This is a genomic window from Streptomyces sp. NPDC101393 (genome assembly GCF_044767385.1).
GTDB lineage: Bacteria > Actinomycetota > Actinomycetes > Streptomycetales > Streptomycetaceae > Streptomyces.
In genome coordinates, this window is record NZ_JBIWNU010000007.1 from 197,271 (window position 1) to 214,052 (window position 16,782).

At 73.4% G+C, this 16,782-nt stretch carries 13 protein-coding genes; 9 read left to right on the forward strand and 4 right to left on the reverse strand.

The window, feature by feature from the left end; all coding sequences use genetic code 11:
- Window positions 1–28: 28 nt before the first annotated feature.
- Complete coding sequence (locus ACIRQ7_RS23130) at window positions 29–2,590, reverse strand: helix-hairpin-helix domain-containing protein (protein WP_404264716.1); 2,562 nt, start codon at window positions 2,588–2,590, stop codon at window positions 29–31.
- A complete protein-coding gene (locus tag ACIRQ7_RS23135; protein ID WP_404264717.1) occupies window positions 2,587–3,570 on the reverse strand; it encodes an aldo/keto reductase in 984 nt (327 codons plus the stop codon). The genes ACIRQ7_RS23130 and ACIRQ7_RS23135 overlap by 4 nt, the downstream gene beginning before the upstream one ends.
- Before the next feature lie 127 nt (window positions 3,571–3,697).
- On the opposite strand from ACIRQ7_RS23135, the gene ACIRQ7_RS23140 reads away from it, so the two are divergent.
- Window positions 3,698–4,747, forward strand: a complete 1,050-nt coding sequence (locus ACIRQ7_RS23140) for an LLM class F420-dependent oxidoreductase (protein WP_403673510.1) — start codon at window positions 3,698–3,700, stop codon at window positions 4,745–4,747.
- A 272-nt stretch (window positions 4,748–5,019) separates the two neighbouring features.
- Complete coding sequence (locus tag ACIRQ7_RS23145) at window positions 5,020–5,808, forward strand: ferritin-like domain-containing protein (RefSeq protein ID WP_403673511.1); 789 nt, start codon at window positions 5,020–5,022, stop codon at window positions 5,806–5,808.
- A 39-nt stretch (window positions 5,809–5,847) separates the two neighbouring features.
- Here ACIRQ7_RS23145 and corA read toward each other — a convergent pair whose 3' ends face one another.
- Window positions 5,848–6,840, reverse strand: coding sequence for a magnesium/cobalt transporter CorA (corA, locus tag ACIRQ7_RS23150; protein WP_404264718.1), 993 nt, complete (start codon window positions 6,838–6,840; stop codon window positions 5,848–5,850).
- Between the two features lie 59 nt (window positions 6,841–6,899).
- On the opposite strand from corA, the gene ACIRQ7_RS23155 reads away from it, so the two are divergent.
- The 5 genes from ACIRQ7_RS23155 (at window position 6,900) to ACIRQ7_RS23175 (ending at window position 12,987) form a co-directional block, all read left to right on the forward strand.
- Window positions 6,900–7,598 carry a histidine phosphatase family protein gene (locus ACIRQ7_RS23155; RefSeq protein ID WP_401473549.1) on the forward strand — a complete coding sequence of 233 codons (699 nt, stop codon included), beginning with the start codon at window positions 6,900–6,902 and terminating at the stop codon, window positions 7,596–7,598.
- A gap of 122 nt (window positions 7,599–7,720) precedes the next feature.
- Complete coding sequence (locus ACIRQ7_RS23160) at window positions 7,721–8,311, forward strand: DUF3090 domain-containing protein (protein ID WP_401473546.1); 591 nt, start codon at window positions 7,721–7,723, stop codon at window positions 8,309–8,311.
- Complete coding sequence (locus ACIRQ7_RS23165) at window positions 8,275–9,171, forward strand: SCO1664 family protein (protein WP_404264719.1); 897 nt, start codon at window positions 8,275–8,277, stop codon at window positions 9,169–9,171. Before ACIRQ7_RS23160 ends, ACIRQ7_RS23165 begins: the two co-directional genes overlap by 37 nt.
- A 120-nt stretch (window positions 9,172–9,291) precedes the next feature.
- Complete coding sequence (mshC, locus tag ACIRQ7_RS23170) at window positions 9,292–10,521, forward strand: cysteine--1-D-myo-inosityl 2-amino-2-deoxy-alpha-D-glucopyranoside ligase (protein ID WP_401473540.1); 1,230 nt, start codon at window positions 9,292–9,294, stop codon at window positions 10,519–10,521.
- Between the two features lie 183 nt (window positions 10,522–10,704).
- A complete protein-coding gene (locus tag ACIRQ7_RS23175) occupies window positions 10,705–12,987 on the forward strand; it encodes a TIM-barrel domain-containing protein (protein ID WP_404264720.1) in 2,283 nt (760 codons plus the stop codon).
- Between the two features lie 108 nt (window positions 12,988–13,095).
- On the opposite strand, the gene ACIRQ7_RS23180 is transcribed toward ACIRQ7_RS23175, so the two are convergent.
- Window positions 13,096–14,250: a PAC2 family protein gene (locus tag ACIRQ7_RS23180; protein ID WP_404264721.1), complete on the reverse strand. Its 1,155-nt coding sequence runs from the start codon at window positions 14,248–14,250 to the stop codon at window positions 13,096–13,098.
- Window positions 14,251–14,512: 262 nt separating this feature from the next.
- Between ACIRQ7_RS23180 and ACIRQ7_RS23185 the strand changes: the two genes are divergently transcribed.
- The gene (locus ACIRQ7_RS23185) at window positions 14,513–15,910 is read left to right on the forward strand and encodes an enolase C-terminal domain-like protein (protein ID WP_404264722.1); all 1,398 of its coding nucleotides are present in this window, start codon (window positions 14,513–14,515) and stop codon (window positions 15,908–15,910) included.
- Window positions 15,911–15,990: 80 nt separating this feature from the next.
- Entirely contained in the window at window positions 15,991–16,743 is a 753-nt protein-coding gene (locus ACIRQ7_RS23190; RefSeq protein ID WP_401474034.1) for an SDR family NAD(P)-dependent oxidoreductase, read from the forward strand.
- The last annotated feature ends 39 nt before the right edge of the window (window positions 16,744–16,782 follow it).

Below are 16,782 nucleotides of genomic sequence, written 5' to 3' on the forward strand. Positions count from 1 at the left end.
CCGCCGCTGAGGACGGCCGGGCAGCGGATCAGCCTGCCGCGCCCGCGTCCGCCGCGGCCTGCACGCTCTGCGTCTGCAGCAGGGTGCGCAGCCGGGTGGTGCGCTCCTTGACGGGAACCTCGGCGATCGCGCGCGCCAGCGCCTGATCGACGCCCTGGACGACGGACAGATGCTGCTCACCGCGGCTGAAGGCGGTGTAGACCCAGGCGCGGGTCAGGCCGCCGGCCGCGTCACCGGGGAGCACCACGACCACCGCAGGCCAGCGCAGCCCGGCCGCCTGATGAGCGGTGAGGGCCCAGCCGTGGCGCACCGCTCCGGCGCCGACCTGCTCACGGGGCACCACGACGGGGGTGTCGTAGCACTCCAGATGGAGACCTGCGGCATCGGCGCCGGTGACCGTGCCGGGGACCGTACGGCCGGGCGCGGGGGTGTAGGCCACGCGGTCGCCGGGGTCGAAGCCGCCGAACTTGCCGGGTCCGGGATTGAGCCGCTCCTTGAGGGCGGAGTTCAGGGCGCGGGTGCCGGCCGCGCCGCCGTGGCCGACCGTGATGACCTGGGTCCGGTCCGCGGGGACGCCCAGGGCACGGGGCACCGAGTCGGCGACCAGCTGGACGGTGCGGTGCACCGCCTCGCCGGCGTCCCGCGCCGGGACGATCACCACCTCCTTGCCGGGCGCCTCGACCTGACTCAACTCGCCGATGCCGATGCCCGACACCAGCTCGCCGATCGGGCCGAAGTCCGGGGTGCGGGAGGCGACCTGGGGGCAGAACCGGGAGCCGAGGAGGTCGGTGAACAGCCGGCCGGGGCCGGCGGACCACAGGACGCCGGGGTCGCCGCTGAGCACCAGGCGGGTGCCGTCGGTCAGCGACTCGACGAGCATCGCCGCGGTCTCCAGATCCAGCTGCGGCGCATCCAGCACCACCAGCAGATCGAGTGCGAGGGCGCCGTCCGCGTCCCGGCCCGGCCCCTGCTGCCCGGAGAGCAGACCGGCGACGGTCACCGCTGCTGTATCCGGGTCGGGGGAGCCCCCGGCTGCGGTGCCGGGTGCCGCGTCGGCGAGGTGGGCGGCCAGCCGGCGGCGGCCGTTCTCGCTGTGGGTGGCGCCGAAGGCGCGCAGGCCCAGCGCGCGGGCCGCCGCGATCAGGGCGGCGGGCTCGGCGCGGGACGCCTCCGCGCCGGTGTGCGCCACCAGGCCGTTGTGCGCGGCGGCGCGGATGAGTTCGGCGGCGGACGGGGTGGGCGCGGCGGCCGCCGCGGCCTCCCAGCCGGCAGCGGACGTCCGGGCCCGCGGGGCCACGGCCACGGCCCCGGCCTCCGCCTCGGAGGATCCGATGTCCGAAGGGGCGCTCTCGTCCTCGTCCGGGGCGTGGTCCGCCTCCGCGGACAGGCCGGCCGACTCCGGGTCCCCGGCGTCGGCAGCCTCGTCCGCCGTCCCGGCTTCGCTGTCTGCTTCGGGCACCGGCTCGAAGGTGTTCAGCAGGCGTGCCAGGCCGTCCGCGACGCTCTCCTCGGCCATCGCGAAGCGGTCCAGGCCGAGCAGGATCTGCACCGGCTGCTCCGCCTCCTCGTCCTCCGCGGCGGGCCGGGGCCGCCCCGGGGTGTCGATGGCGTCCTGGAAGACCAGCACGGCGCCGTCGGCGATGGCCGACTGGAGCGCCTCGTCGGGGTCGGGAACGGAGCGCTGGGCGAGCGCCGCGCGCAGCGCCGACGCCTCCAGGGCGGAGTGCCCGGCGACGGCGGCCTGCTCCAGCAGCCACAGGAGCAGTGCCTGGGCGCGCCGCTCGTCCTCCGGCCCGCAGGCCGCGCCGAGCAGCGCACGGGCGAAGCCGTCGGCCTGCTCGGGGCGCACCCCGGGCACGGCCAGCAGCTGCCACGGGTCGGCGGCGAGCGCCGCGGCGGCCCGCTCGCCGAGCGTCTCCGCGGCCTTCTCGGCCAGCGTCTGCGGAGCGCCACCCGCCGCGAGGACCTGGCGTACGCCCTCGATGCCGGGGGCCGGCGGCGGGACCTGGGCCGGTGCGGGCGGGGCCGACGCCGGCGCGGGCGGGGCCGACGCCGGCGCGGGGGCGCGGCCGGGGTCGGGCTCGCCGCCCTCGGGGCCCCGAGGGCGGGACGGGCCGGTGGGCCCGCCTGCGGCCGGGCCGGCGGCGCCGTCGCCTGCCGGGCTCCCGGGTCCGCCCTGCGGAGTGCTCCCGCCTGCGCCCGCCGGGCCTGCGGGGGAGCCCCCCGGAGCGGCCGGGGGCGTCGCCGCGGCCGGCCTGGCGGCGCGCGGGCTCTGTGCGAAGAACGAGGCGGCCGAGCGCTCGCCGCTCTCCACGGCCCGCACCGCGGCGGCCAATGCCGCCGCCGTGGCTGCGGCCGAACCGGTGGGGGCGGCGCTCGCGGGGGCGTCGCCCTCGCTGCCCGCTTCCGTCGCCTGTCCGCCGCCCGGCGCCGCCGCGTCGCCCGGTGTGCCCGCGGACTCCTCGCGCCCGGCGGACCCGTCACGCTCCGGCGCCTCGGCGGACCCTTCGGGCGACTGGGCATCATCCGCGGTGCCGGGCGCGGCCTCCTGCTCGGGCGGGGTCTCGCCGGCGAGGCGGTCGGTACTCACAGCGTGCTCCAGTCGTGATCGGGATAGTGGTGCACCGGAGCTGAGACATCGTCCAGCGCCCGGCGGATCTCGTCAGGAAGACTAAGGGGCTCCACTGACAACGCGGCCCTGAGCTGCTCCGCGGTGCGGGCGCCCACGATCGGGGCGGTGACGCCGGGTCGGTCGCGCACCCAGGCGAGCGCGACCTGGAGCGGGGTGACGGCGAGACCGTCGGCGGCGGTGCTGACCGCCTCGACGATCCGGCCCGCCGCCTCGTCGAGGTAGGGGGCGACGAACGGCGCGAGGTGGTCCGAGGCGCCGCGGGAGTCGGCGGGGGTGCCGTGCCGGTACTTGCCGGTGAGGACACCGCGGCCGAGCGGGGAGGAGGGCAGCAGTCCGACGCCCAGATCGATGGCGGCGGGCAGCACCTCGCGTTCGACGCCGCGCTGCAGCAGGGAGTACTCCATCTGGGTGCCGGCCGGCCGGTGGCGCACGCCGGGGGCGGCGAGCTGCCAGGTGGCGGCCTTGGCGAGCTGCCAGCCGGAGAAGTTCGCCAGGCCCACATAGCGCGCCCGGCCGCTCGTGACGGCGATGTCGAGGGCCTGGAGGCTCTCCTCCAGCGGGGTGTGCGGGTCGAAGGCGTGCAGCTGCCACAGGTCGACGTAGTCGGTGCCCAGCCGCTGGAGCGAGGCGTCCAGGGCGGCCAGGAGGTGGCGCCGGGAGCCGTCGACGCGGCGGTCCGCCTCCATGACGCTGCCGGCCTTGGTGGCGATCACGAGGTCGCGGCGGGGGACCAGCGCCTCGGACAGCCTGCCCAGGAGATATTCGGCACCGCCGTCGGCATAGATGTCAGCGGTGTCGACGAGGGTGCCGCCGGCCTCCCAGAATGTCTTGAGCTGGTCGGCGGCTTCCTGCTCGTCCGTATCGCGTGCCCAGTTGAGAGTGCCGAGCCCGAGGCGGGACACGCGAAGGCCCGTACAGCCGAGGTGCCTTTGCTCCATGGGCCTTGAGATTACTGGCCGCGAGGCAGGATCAGGGGACCTGTGGACAACCCACCGATGACGGCGGGCGCGGGGAGCGGCTAGAGTCCCCGGAACAGCGACGTTACTGATCAGTAAGGGGAGCGGCATGAGGCTTGGCATCAACCTCGGCTACTGGGGTGCCGGGATGGACTCCGACAATCTCGCGGTCGCGCAGGAGGCCGACCGCCTCGGCTACTCGGTCTGCTGGGCCGCCGAGGCCTATGGCTCCGACGTTCCCTCGGTGCTCTCCTGGGTCGCCGCCCAGACCGAGCGCATCGACATCGGCTCGGCGATCTTCCAGATCCCGGCCCGTGCGCCCGCGATGACCGCGATGACCGCCGCGACCCTCGACTCCCTCTCCGGAGGGCGTTTCCGGCTCGGCCTCGGCGTCTCGGGCCCGCAGGTGTCCGAGGGCTGGTACGGCGTGAAGTTCGACAAGCCGCTGGCCCGCACCCGCGAGTACGTCGAGATCGTCCGCAAGGCCATGTCGCGCGAGCGGCTCTCCTACGAGGGCGAGCACTGGACGCTGCCGCTGCCCGGCGGCCCCGGCAAGCCGCTGAAGCTCACCGTGCACCCGCAGCGTGAGCACATCCCGCTCTACATCGCCGCGATCGGCCCCAAGAACCTCGAACAGACCGGTGAGATCGCCGACGGCGCGCTGCTGATCTTCCCCTCCGCCGACCATCTCGCGGAAACCGCGATCGCCCCCCTGCGGGCCGGCCGTGAGAAGGCCGGCAAGACGATGGACGGCTTCGACGTCTGTCCGACGCTGCCGCTGGCCCTCGGCACGGACGTCAGCGCGCTGGCCGACATGTTCCGCCCGTACACCGCCCTGTACGTCGGCGGCATGGGCAGCCGGAAGCAGAACTTCTACAACAAGCTGGCCCAGCGCATGGGCTACGAGAAGGAAGCCGCCGAGATCCAGGACAAGTACCTGTCCGGCGACAAGGACGGCGCGGCCGCGGCCATCCCGGAGCGGCTGATCGACCAGACCACGCTGCTCGGCCCGGTCGAGCGGATCGCCGAGCGGATGCAGGCGTACGCGGCGGCCGGGGTCACCACGCTGACGCTGGCCCCCGCGGGCTTCACCCTGGAGGACCGGCTCGCGTCGCTGCGGGCGGGCACCGAGGCCCTGGAGCGCGCCGGGCTGGCATAACGGCGCGACAGGCAGGCACGACGGCGCAGCAGAAAGCCCGGTGTCCTCGGGACACCGGGCTTTTTGCGCTCTGCGGCCGTGGTGGGGGCTCGGGGGGTCTTCCCCGCCACGGCCGTCAGCCGGGACAACGGTCCGGCGCTCACGTGGGTTACGCCCGCGGTGCCGGCGTACCGTCGTTCGAACGGGGGAAGGAACCGGCTCTCCGGTTGCCGCCCGCGGACCACCGCACTTTACTTTTCCTTTGCGGGCGTGTCCGTTCGGAGGTGGTGCAGATGTTCTCGGCAAGAAGCCTGTTCCAGGAGATCGTCGACAACGACGAGTCGTACCGTCTCTTCTGCTCCATCGCGGCCAGCGGCGAGTCCCAGGGCGGCTGGGAGAACGGCCGGATCGCCGCGCTGCTCCCCGCGTCCCAGCGCGCGCTGGCGCCCAAGGTGACGCGGCACGGCGCCGACGAGGACAAGCACGGCCGGATCTTCAACGCCCTGCTGCGCAAGCGCGGCCTGACGCCCGCCGACGTCCCCGAGGAGACCGACTACACCATGCTGCTGGAGCGGCGCGGCATCGGTCTGGCGCACGACAAGCTGCGCCGCGACGAACCCCTCACCGAGCTCGACATCATCACCTACCTCGCGCACAGCAGGGTCACCGAGCAGCGCGCCGCCGACCAGATGGAGATGCTGAAGGCGTACTTCGGCGACCACCCGGAGGTCGGCAAGGCGGTCCGGATGATCTCGCACGACGAGGACAACCACCTCGCCTACTGCCACGAAGAGCTGCTGCGGCTGGCCCGCGCCGGGCACGGCCGGACCATCCAGCGGATCCTGCGCGACTGCGCGCTCGCCGAGACCGGCGTCTACCGCGATGTCAGCCTCGCCGTCATGGACCACATGGGCCGCATCCTGGAATGGCCCGCCGCGAAGGCCGGGGTGCTCGCCGCGGGGATCCGGGCGATGAGCGGCTATGAGCGGCTGGGCGGCTGGCGCCGGATGGTCAGCCTGCGGATGCCCGAGCGGCGGGACGCGCTGGGCGGTCCGGCCTCCTCGGCCCCGGAATTCGCCTGACCGGCCGGGCCGCCCGCCCCCCCGCCCGGCCGCGTCCGCTCACAGCCAGCCGCGCCGTTTGAACAGCCGGTGCAGCGACACCTCGATGACCGCCATCGCCACCAGGATGGTCGGATAGCCCAGGTGCCACCGCAGCAGCGGCATGTAGTCGAAGTTCATGCCGTAGACACCGGCGATCAGGGTGGGCACGGCGGCCAGCGCCGCCCAGGCCGAGATCTTGCGCATGTCGTCGTTCTGCCGCACCCCCATCTGCGCCAGGTGGGCGGAGAGGATGTCCGAGAGCAGCCGGTCCAGGCCGTCCACCGACTCGGTCGCCCGGGTCAGGTGGTCGCCGACGTCACGGAAGAACGGCCGCGCATGGTCGTGCACGAACGGCACCCCCGGGTTCTGCAGCCGGGCCATCGGCTCCGTCAACGGCCCCGTGGCGCGCCGGAATTCGAGCACCTCGCGCTTGAACGCGTAGATCTCGGCGGCGGTGTTCTTGGTGTCCCGGCGCACCGGCGCGAACACGTCGGCCTCCAACTCCTCAAGATCCTGCTGGAGTTCGGCGGCCACGTCGATGTAGTGGTCGACCACCGTGTCGCTGACCGCGTACAGCACCGCCGTCGGGCCGTGCCGGAGGATCTCCGGCTGGTGTTCCAGCCGCTGCCGTACCGCCGCGAGGGGACTGGCCGCACCGTGCCGGACCGTGACGACGAACGAGTCGCCCACGAAGAGCATCAGCTCGGTGGCGGTCACGGTGTCGTTCAGGTCGTCGTACGTGACCGGTTTGAGCACCACGAACAGCGAATCGTCGTACACCTCCAGCTTGGGCCGCTGATGCGCCTTGAGCGCGTCCTCGACGGCCAGCGGATGCAGCCCGAACTCGCTGGAGACCCGGTCGAACTCGGCCTGCGTCGGTTCGTGCATCCCCAGCCACAGGAACGAGTGGCCTTCGGCGCGCGCCTCGTCGAGGGCGTCGGAGAAGTCGGCCGCGCACTCATTGCGGCGGCCCTCCCGGTAGATGGCGCAGTCCACGATCACACCAGGCATTCTCACCCGTCGGGCGGCCGCCTGCCAGGAACGGGTACCGGGAACGTAGGCTGGCGGCCATGCCCACGCTGATCCTGGTGCGGCACGGCCGCTCCACCGCCAACACCTCCGGAGTGCTCGCCGGCCGGACGCCCGGCGTCGCGCTCGACGAGCGGGGCGCCGCGCAGGCCGCGGCGCTGCCCGCCCGGCTCGCGCAGCTGCCGCTCGCCGCCGTCGTGTCCAGCCCGCTGCAGCGCTGCCAGGAGACCGTGCAGCCGCTGCTCGACTCCCGTCCCGGACTGCCGCTGCACACCGAGGACCGGATCAGCGAATGCGATTACGGGGACTGGTCGGGCCGCAAACTCGCCGAACTGGGCGACCAGCCGCTGATGGAGATCGTCCAGCAGCATCCGTCGGCCGCCGCCTTCCCCGGCGGGGAATCGATGCGCGCCATGCAGGCCCGCGCGGTGGACGCGGTCCGCGACTGGAACGACCGCATCGAGGCCGCCCACGGCCCCGAGGCCGCCTATGTCATGTGCTCGCACGGCGACATCATCAAAGCGCTGGTCGCCGACGCCCTCGGCATGCACCTCGACCTCTTCCAGCGGATCTCCGTCGACCCCTGCTCGGTCACCGCCGTCCGCTACACCCGGCTGCGCCCGTACCTCGTACGGCTCGGCGACACCGGGGACTTCGGCTCCCTCGCGCCGCCGGAGGACGGCGGTACGGCCGGCGGCGAACGGGACGGGGCAGTCGGCGGTGGTGCGGGAGCACCGTGATCAGCGGGCGCAGTAGGGTGGTGCGACGGCGCTGCCCGCCAGTCCCCTGCGAGCCCGCGTGCAGGCCGCAGGACCGGCAGCGACCGCAGTGACCCCGCAGTCGAGCCAATCGGAGCAGGACGTTGTCCCGTCAGGTGTTCTTCTACGACGCGCCGGACCGGTTCGTGGCCGGTACGGTCGGGCTGCCTGGCCGCCGTAGCTTCTTCCTCCAGGCCACAGCGGCCGGCCGCACCACCAGCGTCGCCCTGGAGAAGACCCAGGTCGAGGCCCTTGCCGAACGGATCGACGAGCTGCTGGACGAGGTGGTGCGGCGCAGCGGCGGCAACGCCCCGGTGCCGGCCGTCTCCCCCACCGAGCTCTCCGACACCGCCCCGCTGGAATCGCCGGTCGAGGAGGAATTCCGGGTCGGCACCATGGCGCTGGCCTGGGACGGCGAGGACGAGCGGATGATCGTCGAGGCACAGGCGCTCGTCGAGCTGGAGGCCGACAGCGACGAGGACCTCGCCGACGCCGAGGAGCGGCTGCTCCAGGACGACGAGAACGGCCCCCCGATGCTGCGGGTGCGGCTCACGGGAACGATGGCCAGGGCGTTCGCCAAGCGGGCGCTGGAAGTCGTGAACGCCGGGCGCCCGCCGTGCCCGCTGTGCAGCCTGCCGCTCGACCCGGAGGGACACGTATGCCCGCGCCAGAACGGATACCGGCGGGACGCCTGAGCGCCATGGAGCCCACCGCCGAGCCGGCGCCGCAGGGCCCGCCCGCGGGCGGGCCGGCCCCGGACCTGCCGCACACTCTGCTCGCCGACGGCGAACTGACCGTCCGCGGCCGCATCGAAGAGGCGTCCAACGCCGTGCTCTACTGCACGGTCGAACACGACGGCCGCACCGCCGCGTGCGTCTACAAGCCGGTCTCCGGCGAGCGCCCGCTGTGGGACTTCCCCGACGGCACCCTCGCCCAGCGCGAGGTCGCCGCGTACGAGATCTCCCGCGCGAGCGGCTGGGACCTGATCCCGGCGACGGTGCTGCGGGACGGTCCCTACGGCACCGGCATGGTCCAGGAGTGGATCGAGACGCCCGGCGAGGACACCGAGATCCCGGAGTTGCTGGCGCTGGTGGAGGGCGCGGAGCCCGCGCCCGGCTGGAAGGCGGTCGGCTTCGCGGAGATCGGCGAGGGCCGCACCGCACTGCTGGTGCACGCCGACCACCCGCGGCTGCGGCAGCTCGCCGTCCTCGACGCGGTGATCAACAACGGCGACCGCAAGGGCGGCCATCTGCTGCCCGGCGGCGATGGGCGGTTCTTCGCCATCGACCACGGCGTGACATTCAACTCCGAGGACAAGCTGCGCACCCTCCTGTGGGGCTGGGCGGGGGAGGCGCTGACCGAGGACGCCCTGGAGGTCCTGCGGGGCCTCCAGGAGGCGCTGGGGGACGCCGCGCCGCTCACCGCCCGACTGGCCGAACTGATCACGGATACCGAGATCGAGGCGCTGCGGAGCCGGGTGGCCGGACTGCTGCGGACCGGCCGCCACCCCGAGCCGAGCGGTCAGTGGCCCGCCATTCCCTGGCCGCCGGTCTGAGCGGGCGCCCCGCCGGCCGCGCGCTCCTTGCATGCCGCGCGCCCGAACACAAGACCGCCGATTCGGCCAGACCTGGCGTCCGGTTCGTATGCGGAACATGCGTCCGGTTACGCTCAATGCATGCATGCATGGCCCGCTTCTGAGGTCCCCGCCCTGCCTGGTCAGGGCCGCGGCCTGAGGATCCACGACACCGCGACCGGCGGACGGGTAACACTCGACCCCGGTCCCGTCGCCCGTATCTACGTCTGCGGCATCACGCCGTACGACGCCACCCACATGGGGCACGCGGCGACCTACAACGCGTTCGACCTCGTGCAGCGCGTGTGGCTCGACACGAAGCGCCAGGTTCACTACGTGCAGAACGTCACCGACGTCGATGATCCGCTCCTGGAGCGGGCCCTCGCCACCGGCGACGACTGGACGGCGCTCGCCGAGCGCGAGACCGCCCTGTTCCGCGAGGACATGACGGCGCTGCGGATGCTGCCGCCCCGCCAGTACATCGGCGCGGTCGAGGCGATACCCGGCATCGTCCCGCTGGTGGAGCGGCTGCGTGAGGCCGGTGCCGCCTACGACCTCGACGGCGACACCTACTTCTCCGTCGAGTCCGACCCGCACTTCGGCGAGGTCTCCGGGCTCGACGCCGAGGCGATGCGGCTGCTGTCCGCCGAGCGCGGCGGCGACCCGGAGCGGGAAGGCAAGAAGAACCCCCTCGACCCGATGCTGTGGATGGCCGCCCGCGACGGCGAGCCCAGCTGGGACGGTGCCTCCCTCGGCCCCGGCCGGCCCGGCTGGCACATCGAGTGCGTCGCCATCGCCCTGGAACACCTCGGCATGGGCTTCGACATCCAGGGCGGCGGCTCCGACCTCGCCTTCCCGCACCACGAGATGGGCGCCTCGCACGCCCAGGCGCTCACCGGCGAGCACCCGTTCGCCAAGGCCTATGTGCACGCCGGCATGGTGGCGCTGAACGGCGCGAAGATGTCCAAGTCCAAGGGCAATCTCGTCTTCGTCTCCACGGTGCGGCGCGAGGGCACCGACCCGGCCGCGATCCGGCTCGCGCTGCTCGCGCACCACTACCGCGCCGACTGGGAGTGGACCGACGCGGTGCTCCAGGAGGCCGTGGAGCGGCTGGCGCGCTGGCGTGCCGCCGTCTCCCGCCCCGACGGCCCGTCCGCCGACGCCCTCCTGGAGGAGATCCGTACGGCGCTGGCCGACGACCTGGACGCGCCGGCCGCCCTCGCGGCCGTCGACCGCTGGGCCGACGCGCAGCAGGCCACCGGCGGCACCGAAGAGGGCGCCCCCGGCCTGGTCTCCCGTGCGGTCGACGCGCTCCTGGGCGTGGCGCTGTGACGCGCCTGCGCTGACCCTGCCTCCCGTCCTCGGGGCGCCTTCGCCGACCGGCGCGGGCGCCCCCTTTTTTTCGGCGCTCTTCGGGCCCACCCGGTCCTCCGGCGCGGCCCGTGCGCAGAAGTCCACCCGCCGGCCGCAAGAGTCCATGGCACAGCGGTGGCCACCCCCGCTAGAGCTGTGGCCATGAGGAAGAGAAGGACAACAGGACTGCGCGCGGCGGTCGTTGCCGCGCTGTGCGGGCTCGTGGCGGTGGTCGCCGGACCGGCGGGCCCCGTACGGGCGGCCGCCCCCGAGCCCGCACACACCGTGGGCGACATCACCGGCTTCGAGGCCGACGGGCCCGTCTACCACCTGGAGGCGGGCGCGGCGAGGGCCCGCGTCAGCTTCGTGTCACAGCGGACCTTCCGGGTGGAACTCGCCCCGGACGGCACCTTCACCGACCCGACGGGCAAGGACATCGTGCTGCCGCAGGGCACACCGCCCCCCACGCACTGGCGGGACGCCGGCGACGCCTACGAGATGAGCACCGGCAAGGTGACGCTGCGGGCCTTCAAGGCGCCGCTGCGCTTCGAACTGCGCCGGGCCGACGGCTCGTTGGTGTGGTCCGAGGCGAAGGGCATCACCTGGGACAAGGACACCACCACCCAGACCCTCGCGCCGGGCGGCGAGGAGCAGTTCTACGGCGCCGGCATGCAGAACGGGCGCGGCAACACCTCGCACCGCGGCAAGACCGTCGAAGTGGGCGTCGACGACCACTGGGACGACGGCGGGCACCCCAACTCCGTGCCGTTCTACCTGTCGTCAGCGGGCTACGGCGTCTTCCGCAACACGTACGCGCCGAACACCTACGCCTTCCAGGACCCGGTCACCACGACCGCGAAGGAACGCCGCTTCGACGCCTACTACTTCGCCGGGCCGAGCCGGAAGGACGTCATCGGCCAGTACACCGACCTGACCGGCAAGCCCTTCCTGCCGCCGCTGTACGGCCTGGAGATCGGCGACTCGGACTGCTATCTGCACAACGCCAACCGGGGCGAGCGGCACACCCTGGACTCGCTGAAGATCGCCGACGACTACGTCCGCAAGGACATGCCGAACGGCTGGATGCTCGTCAACGACGGATACGGCTGCGGCTACGAGAACCTCGCCGAGACGTCCAAGGGGCTCGGCGACCGCAAGATGAAGCTCGGGCTCTGGACCGAGGACGGCATCGACAAGCTCGCCGACCAGGTCAAGGCGGGCCAGCGGATCGCGAAGCTCGACGTGGCCTGGGTCGGCGACGGCTACAAGTTCGCCCTCGACGGCTGCAAGGACGCCTACCGCGGCATCGAGGACAACAGCGACGCCCGCGGCTTCACCTGGGCCCCGGAGAGCTGGGCCGGCGCGCAGCGCTGCGGCGTCCAGTGGTCGGGTGACCAGAGCGGCAGCTGGGAGAACATTCGCTGGCAGATCCCGACGTACGCGGGCGCGACCCTGTCCGGGCTCGCCTACACGACCGGCGACGTGGACGGCATCTTCAAGGGCAGCCCGAAGACCTATGTCCGCGACCTGGAGTGGAAGTCCTTCCTGCCCGCGATGATGACGATGGACGGCTGGGCCGAGAGCGACAAGCAGCCCTACCGGTACGGCGAGCCGTACACCGCCATCAGCCGGAAGTATCTGAAGCTCAAGGAGTCGCTGCTGCCGTACATGTACTCCTACGCGGCCGAGGCGACCCGCAGCGGCGTCGGGCCGGTGCGCCCGCTGTCGCTGGAGTACCCCGACGACCCGAAGGCCGCCACCGACGCCGCCACATACGAGTTCCTGACCGGCGAGGACTTCCTCGTCGCGCCCGTCTACCAGGACACCGAGACCCGCGACGGCATCTACCTGCCCAAGGGCACCTGGGTCGACTACTGGACCGGACGGACCTACCACGGGCCGACCACCGTCAACGGCTACCACGCTCCGCTGGACACCCTGCCGCTGTTCGTCAAGGCCGGTGCCAGCGTGCCGATGTGGCCGGGGATCACCTCCTACCAGGACCGCAATGCCGACTCCCCGCTCGCCTGGGACGTCTACCCGCAGGGCCGCTCCTCGTTCACGCTGTACGAGGACGACGGGGTGACGCGCGCCCACCGCAAGGGCGGCAGCTCCACCCAGCGCGTCAAGGTAGTGGCGCCGCGCTCCGGCGCCGGGGACGTCCGGATCGGTGTGGGCGCCGCGCACGGCGCGTTCCAGGGCAAGCAGACCGCCCGCCCGTACCGGTTCACGGTGCACACCGGGGACGCGCCGCGCGGCGTGGAGCTGGCCGGCCGCTCTCTGCCGCGGCTGCGCTCCGCGAGCGCCTTCGCCGCGGCGGACGCGGGCTGGTACTACGACCCGGACGACCGCGCCGGTGTCGTGCGGATCAAGACCGCGTCCCGCTCGACGGGTCAGGCCTTCGCCCTGACGCTGAAGGGGGCGAGCGCGGTCGGCGGGCGCTGAGTGAGTGGACCGCGGACGCACGCAACGGGCCGGGGGCGCCGGCCGGCCTGTGCCCCCGGCCTGCGCCCCCGGCCCGTGCGGTGCGGCGTGCCGTGCGGAAGGCGGGGATCAGGGGCCGGTGGGCCCGGTGTCCTCGGAGCCGTCGTCGTGCTTCCCGGCGTCGGTGGGGCCGGGCGCGTCCGGGGTGTCGGCCTGGTCGCGGGGGCCGGCCGATTCGGGCGCGTCCTTCGGCCCCTCGGTGTCCGCCGGGTCTCCGGACGGCTTTCCCGCGTCCTCGACGGTCTTGGGCTCGCGCGGTTCCTTGGGCGCCGGGCGGGGCGGCCGGGTGCGGCCGCTCGTGGTGTCGCGCAGATAGGAGCCGTCACGGCCGTCCGCGAGCCCGCCCTCGGTCGCCACGCCGGGGCCCGCCTGGGGGTCACGGCGCCGCAGATAGCGCTCGAACTCGCGGGCGATGGCCTCGCCGGACGCCTCCGGCAGCTCCGCGGTGTCCCGCGCCTCCTCCAGCGACTGGACGTATTCGGCGACCTCGCTGTCCTCGGCGGCCAGTTGGTCCACGCCCAGCTGCCAGGCCCGCGCGTCCTCGCTCAGTTCACCGAGCGGGATGCGGATGTCGAGCAGGTCCTCCAGGCGGTTGAGCAGCGCGAGGCTGGCCTTCGGGTTGGGCGGCTGCGAGACGTAGTGCGGGACGGCGGCCCACAGGCTCACCGCGGGCACGCCGGCGTGTGTGCACGCCTCCTGGAGGATGCCGACGATGCCGGTGGGGCCTTCGTAGCGTGACTCCTCCAGGTCCAGCCGGCCGGCCAGGTCCGCATCGGAGGTGACGCCGCTGACCGGGACCGGCCGGGTGTGCGGGGTGTCGCCGAGCAGGGCGCCCAGCACCACCAGCATCTCCACGCCCAACTCATGGGCGAAGCCCAGGATTTCGTTGCAGAACGAGCGCCAGCGCATGCTGGGCTCTATGCCGCGCACCAGCACCAGGTCGCGCGGCCGGCCCTTGCCGTCGGAGTCGGCGACGCGGACGACCGAGAGCCGGGTCGTCGGCCAGGTGATCTTGCGTACGCCGCCGTCCAGGAAGACGGTCGGGCGGTTCACCTGGAAGTCGTAGTAGTCCTCGGCGTCCAGCGCGGCGAAGACCTCGCCCTTCCATTCCCGGTCCAGGTGTGCGACCGCGGCGGAGGCGGCGTCGCCGGCGTCGTTCCAGCCCTCGAACGCGGCCACCATGACCGGGTCGATCAGCTCGGGAACCCCCTCGAGCTCGATCACCCAGCGCCTCCTTCCGACCGGTCGGGCCGCCTCGGGGCGGCTGCCGGCTGCAGATCCATTACGTGCGTTCCCCAGACTACGGCGTCCGAGGGGCCCACCCGCAGCCCCTCTGCACGAACGAGTGCCCATTCATCCGACCTGTTTCGAGGATTGTTCGATCCACTTCCGTACAGGGTCTGGACGCTGCCTTGAGTGCAGGGCTATACATCGGATGACCGTGAAAGGTCCGATGTTCTTCCGCAACATCTCAGGGGGCGTGCGCATGGCCGTAACCGACACCGTCACCAAGCTGGAGGTCCACGACGTCCGGTTCCCCACCTCGGAGCAGCTCGACGGCTCGGACGCCATGAACCCGGACCCCGACTACTCCGCCGCCTACGTGGTCCTGCACACCGACGGCGGCCCGCGGGGCCACGGCTTCTGCTTCACCATAGGACGCGGCAACGAGGTCATGGCCGCCGCGATCCGCTCGCTCGCTCCGTACCTCGTCGGCCGGGCCGCGCCCACCACCCCCGCCGCCCTCGCCGCCCTGCACCACGACCTCACCCACGACTCCCAACTGCGCTGGCTCGGCCCCGAGAAGGGCGTACTGCACATGGCCGCCGGCGCGGTGATCAACGCCGCCTGGGACCTCGCGGCCACCCACGTCGGCCTGCCCGTCTGGGAGTTCCTGGCCACCATGACCCCCGAGGAACTGGTCTCCCTCGTCGACTTCCGCTATCTCTCCGACGCCCTCACCCCGCAGGAGGCGCTGGCCATCCTGCGCGCCGCCGAACCCGGACGCGCCGCCCGCACCGCCCGCCTCCGGGCCGAGGGCTACCCGGCCTACACCACCTCGCCCGGCTGGCTGGGCTACGACGACGCCAAGCTCGTACGGCTCGCCAAAGAGGCGGTCGCCGACGGCTTCGGGCAGATCAAGCTGAAGGTGGGCGCCGACCTCGACGACGACAGACGGCGGATGCGGCTGGCGCGGGACGCCGTCGGCCCCGGCGTACGGATCGCCGTCGACGCCAACCAGCGCTGGGACGTGGCCGAGGCCGTCCGCTGGATGACCGAGCTGGCACCGTACGCGCCGCACTGGATCGAGGAGCCCACCAGCCCCGACGACATCCTGGGGCACGCGGCGGTGCGCGCCGGGCAGCCGGTGAAGGTCGCCACCGGTGAACACGTCGCCAACCGGGTCGTCTTCAAACAGCTGCTGCAGTCCGGCGCCGTCGACTTCGTCCAGATCGACGCGGCACGGGTCGCCGGCGTCAACGAGAACCTCGCGATCCTGCTGCTCGCCGCGAAACACGGCGTCCCGGTCTGCCCGCACGCCGGCGGGGTAGGGCTGTGCGAGCTGGTGCAGCACCTCGCGATGTTCGACTACGTCGCGGTGTCCGGGAGTTGGGAGGACCGGGTGATCGAATACGTCGACCACCTCCACGACCACTTCACCCACCCTGCCGTCGTCGCACAGGGCCGCTACCGCGCCCCCACGGCACCCGGGTTCTCCGCGCGGATGGAGCCCGCATCCGTCGCCGCCCACCGCTTCCCCGACGGGCCGGTGTGGCAGACCCGGCAACGACGGGCCCCGGGGAGCGAGGGGGCTGCGCCGAGCGGCCGGCCGCCGGAGCGGCGCGGGCCGGACCACCACGGCGAACAGGAGGTCTCCGCATGAGCGCCGGACAGCAGGCAGGTCAGCGGGAAGCACCACCGACGGGGCAGCGGGCGGGCGGGCAGCCGGCCGACTTCGACGGCATGGCCGCCCTCGTCACCGGCGGCGGCTCGGGCATCGGCGCGGCCACCGCCGCCCTGTTGCTGGCCCGCGGCGCCCGGGTCGCGGTGCTGGACCGCGACCCGTCGGGCGCGCCCCCGGGAGCGGTCCGCGTCACCGCCGATGTCACCTCGGACGCCGCCGTCCGCGCCGCCGTCGGCGAAGCGGTGGCGGCACTGGGCGGCGTGCTGCACACGCTCGTCGGCAACGCCGGGATCGGCGCCGTCGGCACCGTCGAGGACCACGACGACGCGGAGTGGGGCCGGGTCCTGGACGTGAACGTCCTGGGTCTGGTGCGTTGCGCCCGCGCAGCCCTCCCGCAGCTGCGGCGTGCCGCGGCCGAGCGGCCCGGCCTGGTCTCCATCACCCACACCTGCTCCATCGCCGCCACCGCGGGACTGCCGCAGCGGGCCCTCTACAGCGCCAGCAAGGGCGCCGTGCTCTCCCTCACCCTGGCGATGGCCGCCGACCACGTCCGGGAGGGCATCCGCGTCAACTGCGTCAACCCCGGCACCGCCGACACCCCGTGGGTCGGCCGGCTGCTCGACCAGGCCGACGACCCCGCCGCCGAACGCGCCGCCCTCAACGCCCGCCAGCCCCTGGGCCGGATGGTCGCCCCCGAGGAGGTCGCCGCCGCCATCGTCCACCTGGCGTCCCCGGGCGCCTCCGCCATCACCGGAACCGCACTTGCCGTCGACGGCGGAATGCAGGGCCTGCGCCTGCGGCCCGCCCCCTGAGCGGGGCTCCGTCCGCCCCTCCCCACCCCTCCCGCACAC

Excerpts from the sequence above, each read along its gene's own strand:
- ACIRQ7_RS23135 (WP_404264717.1), bottom strand. The coding sequence starts at position 3,570 with ATGGAGCAAAGGCACCTCGGCTGTACGGGCCTTCGCGTGTCCCGCCTC.
- ACIRQ7_RS23140 (WP_403673510.1), top strand. The coding sequence starts at position 3,698 with ATGAGGCTTGGCATCAACCTCGGCTACTGGGGTGCCGGGATGGACTCC.
- ACIRQ7_RS23145 (WP_403673511.1), top strand. The coding sequence starts at position 5,020 with ATGTTCTCGGCAAGAAGCCTGTTCCAGGAGATCGTCGACAACGACGAG.
- corA (WP_404264718.1), bottom strand. The coding sequence starts at position 6,840 with ATGCCTGGTGTGATCGTGGACTGCGCCATCTACCGGGAGGGCCGCCGC.
- ACIRQ7_RS23155 (WP_401473549.1), top strand. The coding sequence starts at position 6,900 with ATGCCCACGCTGATCCTGGTGCGGCACGGCCGCTCCACCGCCAACACC.
- ACIRQ7_RS23165 (WP_404264719.1), top strand. The coding sequence starts at position 8,275 with ATGCCCGCGCCAGAACGGATACCGGCGGGACGCCTGAGCGCCATGGAG.
- mshC (WP_401473540.1), top strand. The coding sequence starts at position 9,292 with ATGCATGCATGGCCCGCTTCTGAGGTCCCCGCCCTGCCTGGTCAGGGC.
- ACIRQ7_RS23175 (WP_404264720.1), top strand. The coding sequence starts at position 10,705 with ATGAGGAAGAGAAGGACAACAGGACTGCGCGCGGCGGTCGTTGCCGCG.
- ACIRQ7_RS23185 (WP_404264722.1), top strand. The coding sequence starts at position 14,513 with ATGGCCGTAACCGACACCGTCACCAAGCTGGAGGTCCACGACGTCCGG.
- ACIRQ7_RS23190 (WP_401474034.1), top strand. The coding sequence starts at position 15,991 with ATGGCCGCCCTCGTCACCGGCGGCGGCTCGGGCATCGGCGCGGCCACC.